The organism is Stenotrophomonas sp. 82F1 (assembly GCF_056861525.1).
The window spans coordinates 137,647-155,371 of sequence record NZ_JBSPUD010000005.1; the positions used below are offsets into that span (position 1 = coordinate 137,647).

The window sequence follows — 17,725 nt, forward strand, 5'->3', positions numbered from 1 at the left end:
CCGGAGGATCTGTTGATGAACATCCCTGTTCGTAGAGCTGCGACCCTCGCACTGCTGCTGCTCGCTGCCCTGCCTGCCTTGGCACTCGAAGCTCCGGGCCCGCAGAAGCCGATCGCGGTGCAGATGTACACGCTGCGCAACGCCGGCCCGCTCGACCAGCAGTTGAAGATCGTCCACGACGCCGGCGTGCACGCGGTGGAAACGGTGGGCACGCAGGGCGTCAGCGCCACCGAACTGAAGCAGTTGCTGGACCGGTATTCGATCAAGGCGATTTCGTCGCACGTGCCATTGGCCGAGCTGCGCAAGGACCTGGATGGCGTGGTGGCCTTCAACCGGTCGATCGGCAACACCACGCTGGTGGTGCCTTACCTGGATGCGAAGGATCGGCCAACAGACGCCGCGGGCTGGACCGCACTGGGCCAGGAGCTTGGCAGGATCGCGAAACAGGTACGTGCCAAAGGCATGCGCCTGGCCTACCACAACCACGATTTCGAGCTGGTCGATTTCAATGGCAGGACCGGCCTGGAACTGCTGTTCGCAGCCGCCGGGCCCGACCTGCAGACCGAGCTGGACCTGGCCTGGGTCGCCCGTGCGGGCCTCGATCCGGCGGTGATGCTGGCAACGTTCCGCGGTCGGCTGTTCGCGGTACACGCCAAGGACAACGCACCCAAGGGCCAAGCCGAAGACGAGGGTGGCTTCGCCGCCGTGGGCCAGGGCGTGCTGGACTGGAAGACCATCCTGCCTGCCGCAGCCGCTGCCGGCGTGCACTGGTACATCGTCGAGCACGACCAGCCGCGCGACCCGGCCAAGGTCATCCAGACCGGCGCGGACTACCTGCGTGAACACCTGACCGTCACCCTGCCCGCCAGCGCGCAGCGCTAGCCCGCAAAGGAGCCCCTTCTTGAAGACGATGCTGAAACTGGCTGTGATGGCATGTGGCGCAACGCTTGCGACCAGCGCGTGGTGCAAGGACGACCCTGCCGCCGGTGCCAAGCTCTACGCCGCGAACTGCACGGCCTGCCACGGCGCCGACCGCGCAGGCATGCCGGGCGCATTCCCCGCGCTCACCGACGTCAGCAAGCGCCTGCAACCGGCGCAGATCAAGGACAAGATCAGGAAGGGCGGCGGATTGATGCCGCCCTTCGCTCAGCTGTCACAACAGGAGATCGACGACATCACCAGCTTCCTGGCGAAGTAGCAGGCCGCCGTTACAACTCGCGCACCCAGATGTTGCGGTAGCTGACCTTGGAATCATGCTCCTGCAGATAGATGGGCGCACACGCATGTGGCGCGTACGAAGGCGCGCCGATGTATTCGGTCTTGCCCGCCAGCACGGTATCGTCCTGCACCAGCACGCCGTTGTGCAGCACGGTGATACGTGCGGGCGAGGTGAGCCCGCCACCCGGCGAGAAGCGCGGCGCCTTCCAGAGGATGTCGTAGGCCTGCCACTCGCCCGGTGCACGCGAGGCGTTCACCAACGGCATGGCCTGCTTGTAGATCGAGCCCGCCTGGCCGTTGGCATAGGTCGGGTTGTTGTAGCTGTCGAGCACCTGCAGCTCATACAGTTCCTGCAGGAAGATGCCGCTGTTGCCCCGGTTCTGGCCATCGAAGCCCTTCGTATCGGTGGGCGTGCGCCATTCGACATGCAGCTGGATGTCGCAGAAGCGTTGCCTGGTGCGGATGCCCTTGCTGCCCGGGACGACGGTCATGGCGCCATCGGCTACGGCCCAGGGCACACGCCCGCCCTGCTCCGACTCCCAGGCGGAAACGTCCTTGCCATCGAACAGCACGATCGCGTCGGACGGGGCCTTGCCCGCAGCCGTGGCCACGACTGCGGGCACAGGCGTCCACACCTCGGTCTTCTTCGGATCGCGCGCGGGATCGGCACCGGCCTGTGCGAACGCTGGTGCAGCAGCCAGCAGGCCGGCCGCAAGCAACAGCGGGCGGATCATCATGGCGCTTTCCATCAGCCGGTCCCCCATGCAGGTGTGCCGGGAACATAGGCGAGGTCGCCGTCATAGCGGCCCGGCACCGCGACGTAACGCAGCACTTCGGTCGCGCCGACCTTGGAGGTGAAGAAACCGAAGATGGTGAGCTGCTTGAACATCGTGAAGTAATGCGGCATCGGCTCTCCTGCCTCGGCCGTGCCGGTTTCGGTCACCTCGACCGCGTGCTTCCTGGCCTCTGCATCCAGCGCGCGCAGCAGCTCGGTTCGGGCCTGCGGCGCAAGTGAAACGAAGCGGCCACCGGCGCGTTTGTCGATATCGGCCAGGCCGGCGCGGAATGTCGCCTGCTGCCGGGCGGTGTAGCAGTCGCTGACGAAGGTCGCCATGAACGCACCGGCGCCTGCGTCCTTCGCCCCCGGCGTTTTCGTCCGCGGCAGGATGGTCTCGGCGATCTCGTCCAGCGTGCCGACATCGGCGTCGGAGAAGTGGCGCTCCGTACCGGCAGCAGGCGCCTGCCCATGGACAAGCGCAGGCAGGCCGACCATCGCCGCACCGGTGGCGGCAACGATCATCTTCAGCAGTTCGCGGCGGTCCATCAGAGGTTCCCCGCTTTCAGTTCGCGCACGGCGTGGTCGGCGGCGCGCGCGGTCAACGCCATGTAGGTCAGTGACGGATTCACGCAGGCGCTGGAGGTCATGCAGGCACCGTCGGTCACATAGACGTTGGGCGCATCCCATACCTGGTTGTGCTGGTTCAGCACGGACGTCCTGCGGTCACGGCCCATGCGCGCGGTCCCCATCTCATGGATGCCCTTGCCCGGGGCGTAGTCGTTGTCGTGCATCTCCACGTCCTTGACGCCAGCCGCCTCCAGCATCTCGGCGGCATCGGCGGCCATGTCCTTGCGCATCGCCAGTTCGTTGGCGCGCATGGCTACGTCCATCGCCAGCACCGGCAGCCCCCACTTATCCTTGCGGTCCCGATCCAGGCGGATCGTATTGTCGTGGTGCGGCAGCATTTCGCCGAAGCCGGTCATGCCGATGCGCCAGTCACCCGGCACGGTCAGCGCCTCCTTCAGGTCGGCGCCGATGTTCAGTTCGGCGATCTCGCGCGACCAGCCGGTGCGGCTGGCACCGCCCTGGTAGCCAAAGCCACGCAGGTAGCCGCGCTTGTCGGCAGCGACGTTGCGGAACCGCGGAATGTAGAAACCGCAGGGACGACGCCCGAAGTAGTACTTGTCCTCGTAGCCCTCGACCCGGCCGGAGGCGCCAGCACCGAAATGATGGTCCATCACGTTGTGCCCTAGCTCGCCGGACGAAGAGCCCAGCCCGCCTTCCCACACATCGGTGGCCGAGTTCATCAGCAGCCAGGTCGAGTTGAAGGAGGACGCGTTGAGGAAGATCACCTTGGCGGTGTACTGGTAGGTCTGCCCGGTCTCTGCGTCGATGACCTCCACGCCGCGCGCACGCTTGCGGTCCTTGTCGTAGAGCACTTCCTTGACGATCGAGAAGGGCCGCAGGGTCAGGTTGCCGGTTTTCATCGCCGCCGGCAGCGTCGCTGCCTGGGTCGAGAAGTAGGCGCCGAAGGGACAGCCCAGGATGCACTTGTTGCGGTACTGGCAGTTGACGCGGCCCTGCTCGGGCATGGGCTTGGTGATGTTGGCGGTACGCGAGTGGATCATGTGGCGCGTTCCGCCGAAGGCCTTCTTGATACGCGCGGCCACATCCTTCTCGACGACGTTCAAGGGAATCGGCGGCAGGAACTCGCCGTCCGGCAACACATCCAGTCCCTCACGCGTGCCGGCGATGCCGGCGAACTTCTCCACATGGTCGTACCAGGGGGCGATGTCGGCGTAGCGGATCGGCCAGTCGGTGGCGATGCCGTCCTTCAGATTCGCTTCGAAATCCAGGTCAGAGAAGCGATAACTCTGACGGCCCCACATCAGCGAGCGTCCACCCACGTGGTAGCCGCGGAACCAGTCGAATCGCTTGGTCTCGATGTAGGGCGACTCCTGTTCGTCGGCCCACATCCCCTGCAGGTTCTCGGCCAGCGCGTAGTCGCGCATCAATACCGGGAAGGCAGCCTTCATCGCCTGTGTAGGCCGATTGCGATGCGGGAAATCCCACGGCTCCTTCATCGCATTGACGTAGTCCTTGACGTGCTCGATGTTGCGTCCGCGTTCCAGCATCAGGACCTTCAGGCCCTTCTCGGTCAATTCCTTCGCCGCCCAACCGCCACTGATTCCCGAGCCAACAACGATGGCGTCGTAATGATTGTCTGCCATGGATCTCTCACCTGGTGGATATCGTTTCAGACGTCGCAGAGGCGGATCGCCTCGCGCAGCGAGCCGACGGGATCCGGCGCTGCAGGCATGAATTCCTGCGCCAGATAACCATCGAAACCGGTGTCGCGGATCGCGCGACAGATGGCGGGGTAATTAAGCTCCTGCTGGTCCCCGATCTCATGCCGTCCAAGCACGCCGGCGGTGTGGTAATGCTTGAAGCAGGCGTGGTGCCTGCCGATGGTGGCGATGATGTCGCCCTCCATGATCTGCATGTGGTAGATGTCGTACAGCAGGCCGAAGTTGTCCGAGCCAAGCCGCTGGCACAGCGCCACGCCCCATGCGGAGTGGTCGCACAGGTAGTCGCGATGATCGACCCTGGAGTTGAGCAGCTCCATCACCAGCACCACGCCACGTTTCTCGGCATGCCCAAGGATGCGCTTGAGGCCAGCCTCGGCGTTGGCCATGCCCTCCTGCGGGTCCATGCCGTTGCGGTTGCCGGAAAAGCAGATGAGATTGCGATAGCCGGCATCGGCGACCAGATCGATGTGCCGCGTATAGCGCTCCACCAGCTGGTCGTGGAACTCGCGGCCGGCAAAGCCCTTGGTGAGACCCAACTCGGCGCCGTTGCACATCGAGCTGTATACGCCATGGGCCTTCAGCGTGGGCCAATCCTCCGGGCCCACCAGGTCAATGGCGGCAAAACCGATGCCCTTCACCGTCTGGCAGAGCTGGGCGACCGACAGCTGCGGGAAGGTCCAGCGGGCCACGGAATGCTTCAGGTTGCCCTTGAGCGGCGCAGTGACTGCAAACGCAGGCAGAACGGCCGCAGCGCCGAGGCCGAGACTGCCGGCAACCGCGATGCGCAGCGCATCGCGCCGCGTGAGCCCCGGGCTTGGTCTGATCGAATGGATGGACATCCACCTTCCGGCCTCCCAACCGGTATCAAACACTGACGATTTCGCCGCAATGCAATCGATTGCACCATAGGGGAGGAAATTGTCTGTTTGCAAGTCGCAGTGCACGAAAGCCGATGCTGCGGGGCACAACGGCAAGGCCGATTCCGGCATTACCGCAGCCGGGCGGATGCAGGTACGCGGCGCACCGATGCGTCGCGAACGAAGGCGCGTGGCTCAAGGCGTTTCGCGTGCATCCCGCGTTCGGGCCAGCGCGCGCAGGTGTTGATGCCAGCGCGGCTCGAATTCCGCATAGCTGCCGATCAGCTGCTGGAATGCCGCAGGATCTCCACGACGGTGCAGAAGCAGCAGGGCTTGCCGACGATGGGCCTGGCCATCGCCCTCCATCAGGAAGTGGACCAGGCTCCACCACGCCAGGTAATAGCCGTTCACATGCTCGGCGACCGGCGGCCCGCTGTCCTCCACGAGTTGGCGCAGGGTGGGCAGCAGCGCATTTTCGAGGCTGGGGCGCCCGGCACTGTCGAACCGCAGTTCGCCCAGCCACCAGACCGGATAGCTGGCCGGGTCCGGCGCTCCCGCGTGCAGCGTTCCGTCTGAAAGCCGGCTGGCGCCGAAGTAACAGGCCATGCCTTCGTTCATCCAGCGCTGCGGCGCCAGGCCACTGGCCTCGGCGAGCAGCTGATGGGTCACTTCATGCAGCATCCACTGATGGGGTGCGTCGCCCTCGCCCGGGTAGGCAAAGGCAAGGGGTCGACGGTAATACGCCTCGGCCCATGGGCTGCTGCGGTTGTGTGCCTTGAAGTCGGCCTGATCGCGATACAGCACCAACTGAAAGGACCCGGCGGTGCCGTGCTGCCCCACGGTCATGGCATAGGACCGGTGCAGCGCTTCCACGGCCATGCCGACCGCAGCGGTCTGTTCCGGGGTCGCTGAGCTGTGGATGATGAAATGCGGAGTGCGCGACACCGTCGCAGGCAGACCCGGTGGCGCGACCGCAGGCGCTTCGCGCTGACCAGCGCCGCTACCGGCGTCGCCGCAGCCGCCGAGAATCAGCAGCAGGGCCACGGTGGCAATGCGGAAAGGCGTCATGTGCGCCCACGCTACAACAAAAAACCCCGGCAGGCGCTGGGCCTTGCCGGGGTTCTGCAGGCCGGAGCCTGGCGGGAATCAGAACGGAATATCGTCGTCAGCGAAGTCGTCCATCGGCGGCGCCGACTGTTGCGGCTGCTGCTGCGGACGCTGCTGGCCGTAGCCGCCGCCCTGGTTGCCGCCCTGGTTGTAACCACCGCCCTGGCCGCCACGCGCGTTGCCGCCGCCACCGCCACCGCCGCCGTACTCCTGGCGCGGGGCCTGCTGGCGCTGCGGACGCTCGCCGCCGCTGAAGTTGCCACCGCCGCCACCGCCGCCGCCTTCACCGCGGCCGCCCAGCATCTGCATTTCGTCGGCGATGATGTCGGTGGAGTACTTCTCCACGCCGTCCTGGCCGGTGTACTTGTCGTAACGCAGGCTGCCTTCGACATACACCGAGCTGCCCTTGCGCAGGTACTCGCCGGCGATCTCGCCGAGCTTGCCGAAGAACACCACGCGGTGCCACTCGGTACGCTCCTGCTGGTTGCCATCCTTGTCCTTGCGGACGCTGGTGGTGGCCAGGCTGATACGGGTGATCGCCATGCCGCCCTGGGTGTACTTCACGTCCGGGTCGTTGCCGAGGTTGCCGACCAGGATGACTTTGTTGATGCCGCGCGCCATAGATGGGTTCTTCCGTTGTCCGGGGCTGCTCCAGTGATAGCACACCCAGCGGGGTGCCGATACGCTGGACCGCCCACGGTTGAGAATGGGGATATCGGAACGGGTCATCTTACCATTCCTGCCAGCCCCACCCCGTCGGAAAATCGCTCGATCCGCGTCGGATCCAGCCGCGATCGAGGTCCGGCAGGCGCGGCTCAGGCGCCGGCAGGCCGCGCCCGATCCAGGCCGGTGATGCGGGTGACCTCCCCCACCGCGACCACCTTCGGCCCCTCATGGCAGTGGAAGCGCAGGCCAGGCCGGATCCGTGGCCGATGGACCTGTAGCCGCAGCGTGTCATTCAGCACCGACATCCTCGCCAGCAGCATCTGCTCCACCGGCAGCGACACATCGCAGGCCCAGCTGTCGCCGCTGGGCAGCACGAAGTCGGGCCAGATCATGAACAGCTCCAGCTCGCCCGATCGCTCGGCGTAGGCGAAATCCCAGCGGATGCCGTTCCTCGGCGGGCTGAGGCGACCGCCTTCATCAGCTCGCAGGATCCGGATGCGGGCCTCGAAGTCATCGGCGACCGGGTACAGGCGATACGTCACAGCGCAGCTCCAACGGTGATGCCACCCAGTGTGGCAGCCGGGGCCAAGCGCCGGCCAGCAGCACCGCCGCCCACCCATGGCATCATTCCCCGATCATCCCCCTTCCGGCCCCCATGACCATCAAAGGCAAAGCCACCTCCCTGGACATCGCCCACCTGGCCGGGGTCTCCCAGCCCACGGTGTCGCGGGCCCTGCGCGGCAGCCCGATGGTCAACGCCGAGACCCGCGAGCGCATCCTGCGCATCGCCCGCGAGCTGAACTACAAGGTCGACAAGAACGCCTCCAGCCTACGCCTGCGCAATGCCGGCACCCTGGCCCTGCTGTTCTTCGAGGACCCGACCAATGACGACTCGCTGATCAACCCGTTCTTCCACTCGATGCTGGGCTCGATCACCCGCGCCTGCGCGCTGCACGGTCAGGACCTGCTGGTGTCCTTCCAGCAGCTGTCCACCGACTGGCAGGCCGATTACGAAGACAGCAACAAGGCCGATGGCATCATCCTGCTCGGCTACGGCGACTACCACGAGTCGCGCGACCGCCTGCAGCGGCTGGTGGAGCAAGGCACCCACTTCGTGCGCTGGGGCGCGGCCCTGCCCGGCCAGCCTGGCGTGTCGATCGGCAGCGACAATTTCCAGGGCGGGCATGACATCACCGTCCACCTGCTGCAACAGGGCTGCCGCCGCATCGCGTTCCTCGGCCATGCGTCCAGCCACTACCCGGAATTCGAGGAGCGCTATCGCGGCCACGTCGAAGCGCTGCGTGCGCACGGTCTGGTCGCCGATCCGGCGCTACAACACGATGCCATCACCACCGAGGCGTCCGGACACGAGGCCTGCCTGGCGCTGCTGGCGCAGGACCGCTCCATTGATGCGGTCTGCGCGGCCAGCGACCTGATTGCCATCGGCGCGGTGCGCGCCCTGCGCGAGCAGGGCCTGCGGGTGCCGCAGGACGTGGCGGTGACCGGCTTTGATGACATCCCGCTGGCGGCCTCGGTGTCGCCGCCACTGACCACCGTGCAGCAGGACACCAAGCAGGCCGGCCAGCTGCTGGTGGAGAAGCTGCTGGCGCTGATCGGCCGGCAGCCGGTGGAAGGCCAGAGTATTCCGGTGAAGCTGGTGGTGCGCGAGTCGTCGCTGCGCGCCTAGCCTCCTGTAGTGCCGAGCCATGCTCGGCAAAATGCATGAGAAGCAAAGCCAACGGCAGCCGAGCATGGGCTCGGCTCTACAAGGCCTACAGCGCTACGCGCCGCCGGGCATCGCCGTGCGTACCGCCATGCTGAACTCGTCCAGCAGGAACGGCTTGGCGATCATCGCCATGCCTTCGTCGAGGAAGGCCGCGCGTTCCTGCGCCTTTTCCGCATAGCCGGTCATGAACAGGATCGGCAGCGCTGGCCGCGATTGCCGCGCGATCTCCGCCAGCTGGCGGCCGTTGAGCCCCGGCAGCCCGACATCGGTGACCAGCAGATCGATGGTCTGCGCCGAGGCCAGGATCGGGATCGCCGCGTCGGCATCGCCCACCACCTGGGCGTGATACCCCAGGTCTTCCAGCACCACCGTCACCAGCATCCGTACCTGTTCGTCATCCTCCACCACCAGGATGGACTGGCCGGCACCACGCCGGATCGGCTGCGAGGGTGCAGGCTCGTCCTCCGCCACGGCTTCCGACAACGGAATGAACAACAGCACCGTCGTGCCCTCGCCCAGACTGGACTCGATCGCGATGTGGCCGCCGGACTGCTGCATGAAGCCGTACACCATCGACATGCCCAGGCCCGTGCCCTTGCCGATGGGCTTGGTGGTGAAGAAGGGCTCGAAGGCGCGCTCGACCACTTCCGGCGCCATGCCGGCACCGGTATCGGCCACCGCCACCATCGCGTAGTCGCCTGCGGGCACGGCGGTGTATTGACCTTGGCGAACGCTGACCGCCGATGCGCGCAGGGTCAGATCACCGCCGTGCGGCATCGCATCGCGCGCGTTGATGGCCAGGTTCAACAGCGCGCTTTCGAACTGGTTGGCATCCAGCGTGGCGTGCAACGGCAGCGGCGAGGGCTCGGCGCGGATACGCACGGCCTCGCCCAGGGTGCTGTGCAGAAGGTGCTGCACCGAAACCAGCAGTGTGTTGATCTCCACCGGCCGCGCATCCAGCGACTGCCGCCGGGAGAACGCCAGCAGGCGCTGGGTCAGTGCCGCCGCACGCTGGGCCGAGGCGGTGGCGGTGTCCAGGAAACGTTCGAGGTCGTCGACCCGCCCCATGTCCAGGCGCAGCCGCACGATGTCCAGCGCGGACAGGATGCCGGTCAGCATGTTGTTGAAGTCGTGGGCAATACCGCCGGTCAGCTGGCCGATCGCCTCCATCTTCTGCGACTGCCGCAGTGCGGCGTCGCTGGCCTCGCGTGCCGCCATCTGCGCTTCCAGCTCACGGGTACGCTCGGCCACCATCGCCTCCAGCGCGTGCGCGTGCTGTTGGCTGCTGGCAAGGGCCAGCTTGGCGGCGGTGATATCGGTGACGAACACATGGAAGCCGTCGATGCGACCATCGGCATCCCGGCGTGGCGAGTAACGCACTTCGCAGTCCCGGCGCCCGTACACACGATGGGGCCAGACGATCTCGAACACCGCCTCACGGCCGACCAACGCCGCTTCCATCGCCGGCCGACGCTGCTGCCACACCGGCTCGCCGATGACCTCGCGCACATGCCTGCCGATCACGTCGCCGGTGGCCAGTTCGAACCAGCTTTCGTAAGCCTTGTTGGCAAAGCGGAAGCACAGCGCGCGGTCCACGAACGCGATCAGCACCGGCATCGCGTCGGCGATCAGGCGCAGCTCCGATTCGCTGCGCGCCAGTGCCGCGCGGCCATCAGCCAATGCGGTGACCTGGTCGCGCACCACGAACTGCTTCGCGCGTGCACGCAGCGCACCCTGCACAGCGCTGAGCAGCGACATGCTGCCCAGCGGCCGATCCATCTCCACCACGTTGATCGAGCCGGGCAGCAGCGGTTCGCGGGTGGAACGCCGGTAGGAACGCGCCGAGCGCAGCAGGATGAACGGAATGTCCGACCAGGCCGGCTGCTGCTGCAGCGCCTGCAGCAGCGCTTCGCTGTCGCGCGCCACTGCTTCCTGGGTCACCACCACCAGCCCGGTGCAGTCGTCGAGCTGGCGGGCCAATGCCTCCAGACCGGGGGCGATGTGCGGTGTCAGACCCGCGTTGGCCAGCACCGCCGCGATGCTGTCGGCATCGCGGCCGAACGGAGCAACGATGCGGACAACCGTGCCGCCATCATCGCTATCGGACATTGGACTGGCCCAGCAGCGCCGCACTGTCGCCGACAAATTCGGGCGTGCCGGTGAGGATGCCCTGGAAATCGGCCAGCGCGGCGCTGACCGTGATGCCGCGCCCGTCGATCTTCAGTTCACGGATGGTGTCCTCATGCGCACCACCGCGGTTCTTGATCACCGAAATTGCTTTGCGGATGCGTCCCTTGGCTTCGAAGAAGCGGAACAGCACCACCGCATCGGCGATGTAGGACACGTTGAGGCTGCCGGTGGACATGGTGCCGACCAGCCCATGCTGTGGGTTGATCATGAAGGTCGCCACGCCCTTCTGGTTCAGGTAGGACAGCATCTCGTGCAGCTGCAGCATCAGCTGTTTTTCCTGCGGCATGGCGGTGACATAGCCGTTGAGGCTGTCGATCACCAGCACGCTGCAGTTGCGTTCTTCCACGGCCTTGCGCAGGTTCCAGGAGAACTCGCCGGGCGATATTTCCGCGGGATCGATCTGCAGGATTTCCAGCAGGCCCGAACGCAGGTGCTTGTCCAGGTCGATGTCCAGCGCGGAGGCGCGTGCCAGCAGCGTGCCGACCCGCTCGTCGAATTCGAAGATGCAGCTGCGCTCACCGCGCTCGCAGGCGGCCCAGACGTATTGCAGTGCCACGTTGGTCTTGCCGCTGCCGGCCGGGCCGGTCAACAGCGTGGAGGTACCGCGCAGCGGTCCACCGCCCAACAACCGATCGATCTCGTCCACTCCGCTGCTGATGGGCGTTCCGACGAACCGGCCGTGATGCTCGGAGGCGATCAGGCGCGGGAAAATCTGCACGCCGCCACGACGGATCACCATGTCGTGGTAGCCGGCAACGAAATCGACGCCCCGCAGCTTCTGCACCTGCATCCGCCGCCGCGCAGGGCCGAAGTCCAGGGTCAGGCGTTCCAGCGACAGCACGCCGTGGCACAGGCTGTGCAGCTGGCCATCGCGCTCATCGCCGGTGGACGTCAGGTCGTCCACCAGGAACACCGTCGCGCTTTTGGGCGCGAAGAACTGCTTGAGTGCGAGGATCTGCCGGCGATAGCGCAGCGAATCCTGTGCCAGCAGGCGCAGTTCCGACAACGAATCGAACACGACGCGCGTCGGCCCGATGCTGTCCACCTTGGACATGATCAGGTTGACCGTCTCGTCCAGCTCCATTTCCCACGAGTGCAGCACCGACTGCAGGCGGCCGTTGCCCATCGCCCCTTCGGCCGTACCCAGCTCGAACAGGTGCAGGCCGTCCAGCGACCAACCGTGGGCCAACGCGACTTCGCGCAGCTCCTCGGCCGTTTCCGAGAGCGTGATGTACAGGCAGCGCTCGCCGCGTCGCAGGCCTTCCAGCAGGAACTGCAGGGACAGCGTGGTCTTGCCGGAACCCGGTGGCCCTTCAAGCAGGTACAGCCTCGCCTGCGGCAGCCCGCCGCCAATGATGCTGTCCAACCCTTCAATTCCCGTTGTGATCCGCATGCGCGCTCGCATTGACTTCGCTGTATGAGGGGCAGAGCGTATCGGCGCCCCTGTCGACGCATTGTGTGATCCAGCGCAACGATGCCAACGCATTCAGGAAGATTTCACGGCCGCCGCTTCACTGCGCCGGCGATCCGCAGCTACGCTATGCGCGCATAGTCCGCGCAGCATTCCCTACCGCCAGGAGAAGGCCTTTGTCCTCCGCCAGCAGTTCCCACACCGCACCGGTGACGGCGGCGAACGGCGAGTTGCACCTGGGCTGAGGCTCACGCTGCCCTGCCCTCGCACCGGCAATGCCCTTCCGGGCAACTCCCTGTCGAGGTTCCCATGCTCATTCCTGCGTCCGCACACGACGTGCGCGCTCTGCTGTCCTGCACCCATACCGCTGAAAACGCTGTCGCCCCACCCGAAGTGATCGCCCTGCTGGCCGACCTCACCGCATCCATCGAGCCGCAGTTTGCGCCGGCCGCATGGCGGATCGTCGTGGCGGCACGCACGGTGGGCCTGCTGTCGCTGACCTGCACGCCGCAGGCCGGTGTTCTCACCCTCGGCTATGGCATCGCCCCGGCCCACCAGGGACGCGGCCTGGCCGGCGCCGCACTGGCCGAGTTCGTGCAATGGGCGTGGACGGAGCCGCGCATACACGTGCTGAAGGCCGAAACGGCGGTGGACAACCTGCCCTCGCAGGCAGTGCTGCGCCGGAACGGTTTCCGCACGGTCGGTCGGCGCGTGGATGCCGAGGACGGTGCGCTGCTGTGCTGGCAGCTGGACCGCTGGCCAAAGGCACCATGACCAAAGGGGCATGACGCGGCCCCCGTTCAGCGCGATAAACAGCAGATCAACACACGGAAAGGTGTACGTCGCATGCTGAAGATCGATTCGCTGTCCAAGACGTACGCCAACGGCGTGCACGCGTTGAACGGGGTCACCCTGGATATTCCCCGCGGCATGTTCGGCCTGCTCGGGCCGAACGGCGCGGGGAAATCCTCGCTGATGCGCACCCTGGCCACCCTGCAGGAGGCCGACAGCGGCAGTGCCACCCTGAGCATTCCCGGTGAATCACCGATCGACGTGCTGCGCGACAAGGACGCCGTGCGCCGTCGCCTGGGCTACCTGCCGCAGGACTTCGGGGTATACCCGAAAGTCAGCGCGCTGGACCTGCTGGAACACTTTGCCGTGCTGAAGGGCCTGACCCAGCGTGGCCAGCGCCGCGAAGTGGTTGACGGCCTGCTGCAGCAGGTGAACCTGTGGGATGCACGCAAGCGCAAGCTGGGCACCTACTCCGGCGGCATGCGCCAGCGCTTCGGCATCGCCCAGGCGCTGCTGGGCGACCCGCGCCTGGTGATAGTCGACGAACCCACCGCCGGGCTCGACCCGGAAGAACGCAACCGCTTCCTCAACCTGCTGGCGGCCATCGGCGAGAACGTGGCGGTGATCCTGTCCACCCACATCGTCGAGGACGTGACCGACCTGTGCCCGACCATGGCGATCATGAACAAGGGGCAGGTGCTGCTGACCGGGCGCCCCACCGATGCGATCGAGGCGCTGCAGCAGCAGGTCTGGCGCAAGCAGGTGGACCCGTCCGAACTGGCTGACCATGAGGCGCGCTACACGGTGCTGTCCTCGCGCCTGGTGGGTGGCCGTCCGGTGATCCACGTGCACAGCGCCAGCGACCCGGGCGATGGCTTCGCGCCGGTCGCACCCGATCTCGAGGACGTGTATTTCCAGCGCCTGCGCCTGCAGGCGCGCGCCCGTGCAGCTTGATCGGAGTACACCATGACCCTCGACTTCTTCCGGTTCGAGCTGCGCGAGCAGCTGCGTTCCCCGCTGCTGTGGCTGTTTGCCGCACTGTTCGCTCTGCTCGCCTTCGGTGCCGCGTCCAGTGATGCGGTGCAGATCGGGGGCGGCAGCGGCAACGTGCACAGCAATGCCCCCACCGTCGTCGCCTCGATGCTGGGCATATTCACCCTGCTCGGCATGCTGGTGTCCACCCTGTTTGTCAGCAACGCGCTGCTGCGTGACTTCGAACTGGGCACGGCCGAACTGATCTTCGCCAGCCCGATCAAACGCCGCCACTATCTGGCCGGGCGCATCGGCGCGGCGCTGGTGTCGGGCCTGCTGGTATACGTGCTGATCGCCGTTGGCATACTGGTGGCGCAGTTCATGCCCTGGGTCGATGCCGAGCGCCTGGGGCCCACCCACTGGGCGGGCTATGCCTGGACCTTCGCGGTGGTAGTCATTCCCAACCTGCTGTTCACCACGGCACTGCTGTCGCTGCTGGCGGTGACCACCCGTTCGATCCTGTGGGTGTACATCGGCGTGGTCGGTTACTTCGTGCTGTACGGGGTCAGCGCTGCCCTGCTGCGCGACATCGACAACACCTGGATCGCGGTGCTGACCGAGCCATTGGGCATGCGTGCGCTGTCGCGCACCATCCGCTACTGGTCCACAGAAGAGCGCAACAGCGGCATTCCGGAACTGGCCGGCTACCTGCTGGCCAACCGGGTGCTGTGGCTGACCGTGGCCGCCGCGCTGTTCGCAGCCACCTTCGCCCTGTTCCGTACCGAGCGCAGCGGCAGTGGCCGCCGGCGCTGGGGCCGCGGCAAGGCGGTGGCATCAGCAGATCCCGCGCCGCTGCGACCGGCAACGACCACGCTGCCGCGGGTGACGCCGGTGTTCAGTACAGGCACCGCGTGGCGGCAGTTCCTGCGCCAGGTGCGGTTCGATACACGCGGCGTGCTGCGCAGCGTGCCCTTCATCGTGCTGCTGGTGTTGGGCCTGGCCAATTTCCTGCCGTCCGCGCTGTTCCGGCAGACGCTGTACGGCACCGCCATCTGGCCGGTCACCTCGCAGATGATCATGGCCCTGCAGGGCGCCTTCAGCTGGCTGCTGATCATCATCGTGCTGTTCTTCGCCGGTGAGCTGGTGTGGAAGGAGCGTGGCGCACGCATCAACGAGGTGAACGATGCGATGCCGGTCCCCAACTGGGTGCCGTTGCTGGCCAAGTTCGTCGCACTGCTGGCGGTGATCGCCTGCTTCCAGGCGGCCGGCGCGCTGGCCGCCATGGCCGTGCAGCTGGCCAAGGGCTACACCCATCTCGAACCGCTGCTGTACCTGCGCAGCCTTGCGCTGGATTCGGTCGTGTACGTGCTGATGGGCGGTCTGGCGCTGGTGCTGCAGGTGCTGACCAACAACAAGTTCTTCGGCTACGCGCTGCTGATCGTGGTGATGATCGGCCAAGGCGTGCTGGGCATGCTCGACTACACCCAGAACATCTACAACTTCGGCAGCTGGCCGATTGCCCCCTATTCGGATATGAACGGCTACGGCCATTTCCTGACCGGACAGTTGGCCTTCCAGGGCTATTGGGCGCTGTTCCTGCTGGCACTGATGTGCCTGGCATCGGCATTCTGGGTACGTGGTGTCAGCCAGGGCCTGCGCCAGCGGCTTGCCCTGGCTGGGCGACGCCTGCATGGCCCTACCGGCGCGATGACAGCGCTGGCCGCCGTCGCGTTCATCGCGGTAGGAGGCTGGCTGTACTGGAGCACCAACATCCGCAACGATTTCCTTTCGCCGGACCAGCAGCTGGACCTGCAGGCACGTTACGAACGCGAACTGTCGAAATACCGCAACCTGCCGCAGCCGCGCATCATCGCCGTGGACAACCGGGTGGACCTGCATCCCGAGACCCAGTCGATGGTGATCGACGCCAACTGGACGATCCGCAACACCCACGCCGCGCCCATCCAGGAGGTGCACGTGGCCACGGCCGACGACAAACAGCTGGTGGCCGTCGACTTAGGCGGACAGACGCTGTCGATGCACGACGCCGACCTTGGCTACCGCATCTATCGCCTGGCCACGCCGTTGCAGCCGGGCGAAGAGCGCCGCATCCATTTCCGTGTGGTGCAGCAGCCCCATGGCATCACCGCGGATCAGGCGCCGAGCAACATCGTCGACAACGGCAGCTTCTTCAACAGCCGCGTACTGCCGTCCTTCGGCTACAACGAACGCGTTGAGATAAGCGACCGCAACGAGCGTCGCAAGCGTGACCTCGGCGAGCCACGGCGCATGCCCAAGCTGGAAGACGAAGCCGCACGCGCGAACAACTACGTCACCAATGACGCCGACTGGCTCGACTTCCGCAGCACCATCTGCACGGCACCGGACCAGGTGTCACTGGCGCCGGGCTACCTGCAGCACGAGACCACGGTAAACGGGCGGCGCTGCTTCAGCTATGCGATGGACCGGCCGATGCTGAACTTCTACGCCTACCTGTCGGCACGCTGGGAGGTTCGCCGGGCGAAGTACAAGGACATCCCGATCGAGGTGTATTTCGATCCCGCCCATGGCTACAACGTGGACCGCATGATCGACGCGGTACAGAAGTCGCTGGCCTACTACGAAGCCAACTTCACTCCGTACCAGCATCGCCAGGTACGCATCATCGAGTTCCCGGGCTACCAGCGCTTCGCCCAGTCCTTCGCCAACACCATTCCCTATTCGGAGTCGATCGGCTTCATCGCCGACCTGCGCGACCCGGACAAGGTGGACTATGTGTTCTACGTGACCGCCCACGAAGTGGCGCACCAGTGGTGGGCGCACCAGGTGATCGGCGCCAACGTGCAGGGTGCAACCGTGCTGTCCGAGTCGCTGTCGCAGTATTCGGCACTGATGGTGATGGAGCAGGAGTACGGTCGCCAGCACATGCGCCAGTTCCTCAAGCGCGAGCTGGATGGCTACCTGTCCGGGCGCGGCGGTGAGGCCATCGAGGAGCTGCCGCTGGAGCGTGTCGAGAACCAGCAGTACATCCACTACCAGAAGGGTTCGCTGGTGTTCTACCGCCTGCGCGAGGAAATCGGCGAGGAGGCGTTGAACCGCGCCCTGAAGCGTTTCCTGCAGGACAAGGGCTACCAGCAGCCGCCGTACACGACCTCGCGGGAACTGCTGGCCTACATCCGCGCCGAAACGCCCGCCGACCGCCAGCAGCTGCTGACCGACCTGTTCGAGAAGATGAGCTTCTACGACAACCGGGTGTTGGCCACCAGCGCGCGCAAGCGTGCCGACGGTCGCTACGACGTGACCCTGGACCTGCATGCAAGCAAGCAGTACGCCGATGGCAAGGGCAAGGAAACCGCCGGCACCATGGACGACTGGGTGGAAATCGGGGTGTTCGCCAACGGTCCGTCAGGCAAGGAACATGACCAGAAGGTGCTGTACCTGCAGCGCCACCACATCACCACAGCCGAGCCGAAGATCACGGTGACGGTGGATGCCAGGCCGGATGAGGCGGGCTTCGATCCGTACAACAAGCTGATCGACCGGGTGAGCGAGGACAACCGGCGCAAGGTGACGATGTAATGTGTGTGATGGTGCCGGTCAATGGGCCGGCACCGTTTGCTGAAGCATCCACGCATGGCGTGGATCTACTGGCATGTATCCACGCGTGGCGTGGATCTGCCCGGACGATGCGATGGCGGA

At 65.9% G+C, this 17,725-nt stretch carries 15 protein-coding genes; 6 read left to right on the forward strand and 9 right to left on the reverse strand.

The window, feature by feature from the left end:
• Positions 1 to 15 precede the first annotated feature (15 nt).
• Both AC13GI_RS08310 and AC13GI_RS08315 read left to right on the forward strand, forming a co-directional pair.
• Entirely contained in the window at positions 16 to 882 is an 867-nt protein-coding gene (locus tag AC13GI_RS08310) for a sugar phosphate isomerase/epimerase family protein (protein ID WP_482995995.1), read from the forward strand.
• Between the two features lie 28 nt (positions 883 to 910).
• Positions 911 to 1,198 carry a c-type cytochrome gene (locus AC13GI_RS08315; protein ID WP_380656748.1) on the forward strand — a complete coding sequence of 96 codons (288 nt, stop codon included), beginning with the start codon at positions 911 to 913 and terminating at the stop codon, positions 1,196 to 1,198.
• A gap of 10 nt (positions 1,199 to 1,208) precedes the next feature.
• Here the strand turns inward: AC13GI_RS08315 and AC13GI_RS08320 are convergent, their stop codons facing one another.
• The 7 genes from AC13GI_RS08320 to AC13GI_RS08350 all read right to left on the reverse strand — a co-directional run bounded on the left by AC13GI_RS08320 (position 1,209) and on the right by AC13GI_RS08350 (position 7,477).
• Positions 1,209 to 1,982: a 3-keto-disaccharide hydrolase gene (locus AC13GI_RS08320; protein WP_482995996.1), complete on the reverse strand. Its 774-nt coding sequence runs from the start codon at positions 1,980 to 1,982 to the stop codon at positions 1,209 to 1,211.
• Positions 1,967 to 2,542, reverse strand: a complete 576-nt coding sequence (locus AC13GI_RS08325; protein ID WP_482995997.1) for a gluconate 2-dehydrogenase subunit 3 family protein — start codon at positions 2,540 to 2,542, stop codon at positions 1,967 to 1,969. Before AC13GI_RS08325 ends, AC13GI_RS08320 begins: the two co-directional genes overlap by 16 nt.
• Positions 2,542 to 4,227, reverse strand: coding sequence for a GMC oxidoreductase (locus AC13GI_RS08330; RefSeq protein WP_482995998.1), 1,686 nt, complete (start codon positions 4,225 to 4,227; stop codon positions 2,542 to 2,544). The genes AC13GI_RS08325 and AC13GI_RS08330 overlap by 1 nt, the downstream gene beginning before the upstream one ends.
• A gap of 26 nt (positions 4,228 to 4,253) precedes the next feature.
• Positions 4,254 to 5,144 (reverse strand): hydroxypyruvate isomerase family protein, encoded by an 891-nt coding sequence (locus AC13GI_RS08335; protein WP_482996036.1) that lies wholly within the window; start codon positions 5,142 to 5,144, stop codon positions 4,254 to 4,256.
• A 213-nt stretch (positions 5,145 to 5,357) separates the two neighbouring features.
• Positions 5,358 to 6,230 (reverse strand): hypothetical protein, encoded by an 873-nt coding sequence (locus tag AC13GI_RS08340; RefSeq protein WP_482995999.1) that lies wholly within the window; start codon positions 6,228 to 6,230, stop codon positions 5,358 to 5,360.
• Positions 6,231 to 6,308: 78 nt separating this feature from the next.
• Entirely contained in the window at positions 6,309 to 6,890 is a 582-nt protein-coding gene (locus AC13GI_RS08345; RefSeq protein ID WP_482996037.1) for a single-stranded DNA-binding protein, read from the reverse strand.
• 194 nt (positions 6,891 to 7,084) lie between these two features.
• Complete coding sequence (locus AC13GI_RS08350) at positions 7,085 to 7,477, reverse strand: hypothetical protein (protein WP_482996000.1); 393 nt, start codon at positions 7,475 to 7,477, stop codon at positions 7,085 to 7,087.
• 113 nt (positions 7,478 to 7,590) lie between these two features.
• Here AC13GI_RS08350 and AC13GI_RS08355 point away from each other — a divergent pair, with 113 nt between their 5' ends.
• Entirely contained in the window at positions 7,591 to 8,622 is a 1,032-nt protein-coding gene (locus AC13GI_RS08355) for a LacI family DNA-binding transcriptional regulator (RefSeq protein WP_482996001.1), read from the forward strand.
• Between the two features lie 93 nt (positions 8,623 to 8,715).
• Here AC13GI_RS08355 and AC13GI_RS08360 read toward each other — a convergent pair whose 3' ends face one another.
• Together AC13GI_RS08360 and AC13GI_RS08365 are read right to left on the reverse strand one after the other, a co-directional pair.
• Entirely contained in the window at positions 8,716 to 10,770 is a 2,055-nt protein-coding gene (locus AC13GI_RS08360) for an ATP-binding protein (protein WP_482996002.1), read from the reverse strand.
• Positions 10,760 to 12,256, reverse strand: coding sequence for an ATPase domain-containing protein (locus AC13GI_RS08365; protein ID WP_180163844.1), 1,497 nt, complete (start codon positions 12,254 to 12,256; stop codon positions 10,760 to 10,762). The genes AC13GI_RS08360 and AC13GI_RS08365 overlap by 11 nt, the downstream gene beginning before the upstream one ends.
• 315 nt (positions 12,257 to 12,571) lie before the next feature.
• Here AC13GI_RS08365 and AC13GI_RS08370 point away from each other — a divergent pair, with 315 nt between their 5' ends.
• The 3 genes from AC13GI_RS08370 (at position 12,572) to AC13GI_RS08380 (ending at position 17,605) form a co-directional block, all read left to right on the forward strand.
• Entirely contained in the window at positions 12,572 to 13,036 is a 465-nt protein-coding gene (locus AC13GI_RS08370; protein ID WP_100551785.1) for a GNAT family N-acetyltransferase, read from the forward strand.
• Between the two features lie 72 nt (positions 13,037 to 13,108).
• Positions 13,109 to 14,008: an ABC transporter ATP-binding protein gene (locus tag AC13GI_RS08375; protein WP_099819316.1), complete on the forward strand. Its 900-nt coding sequence runs from the start codon at positions 13,109 to 13,111 to the stop codon at positions 14,006 to 14,008.
• Positions 14,009 to 14,020: 12 nt separating this feature from the next.
• The gene (locus AC13GI_RS08380; RefSeq protein WP_482996003.1) at positions 14,021 to 17,605 is read left to right on the forward strand and encodes an ABC transporter permease/M1 family aminopeptidase; all 3,585 of its coding nucleotides are present in this window, start codon (positions 14,021 to 14,023) and stop codon (positions 17,603 to 17,605) included.
• Positions 17,606 to 17,725 lie beyond the last annotated feature (120 nt).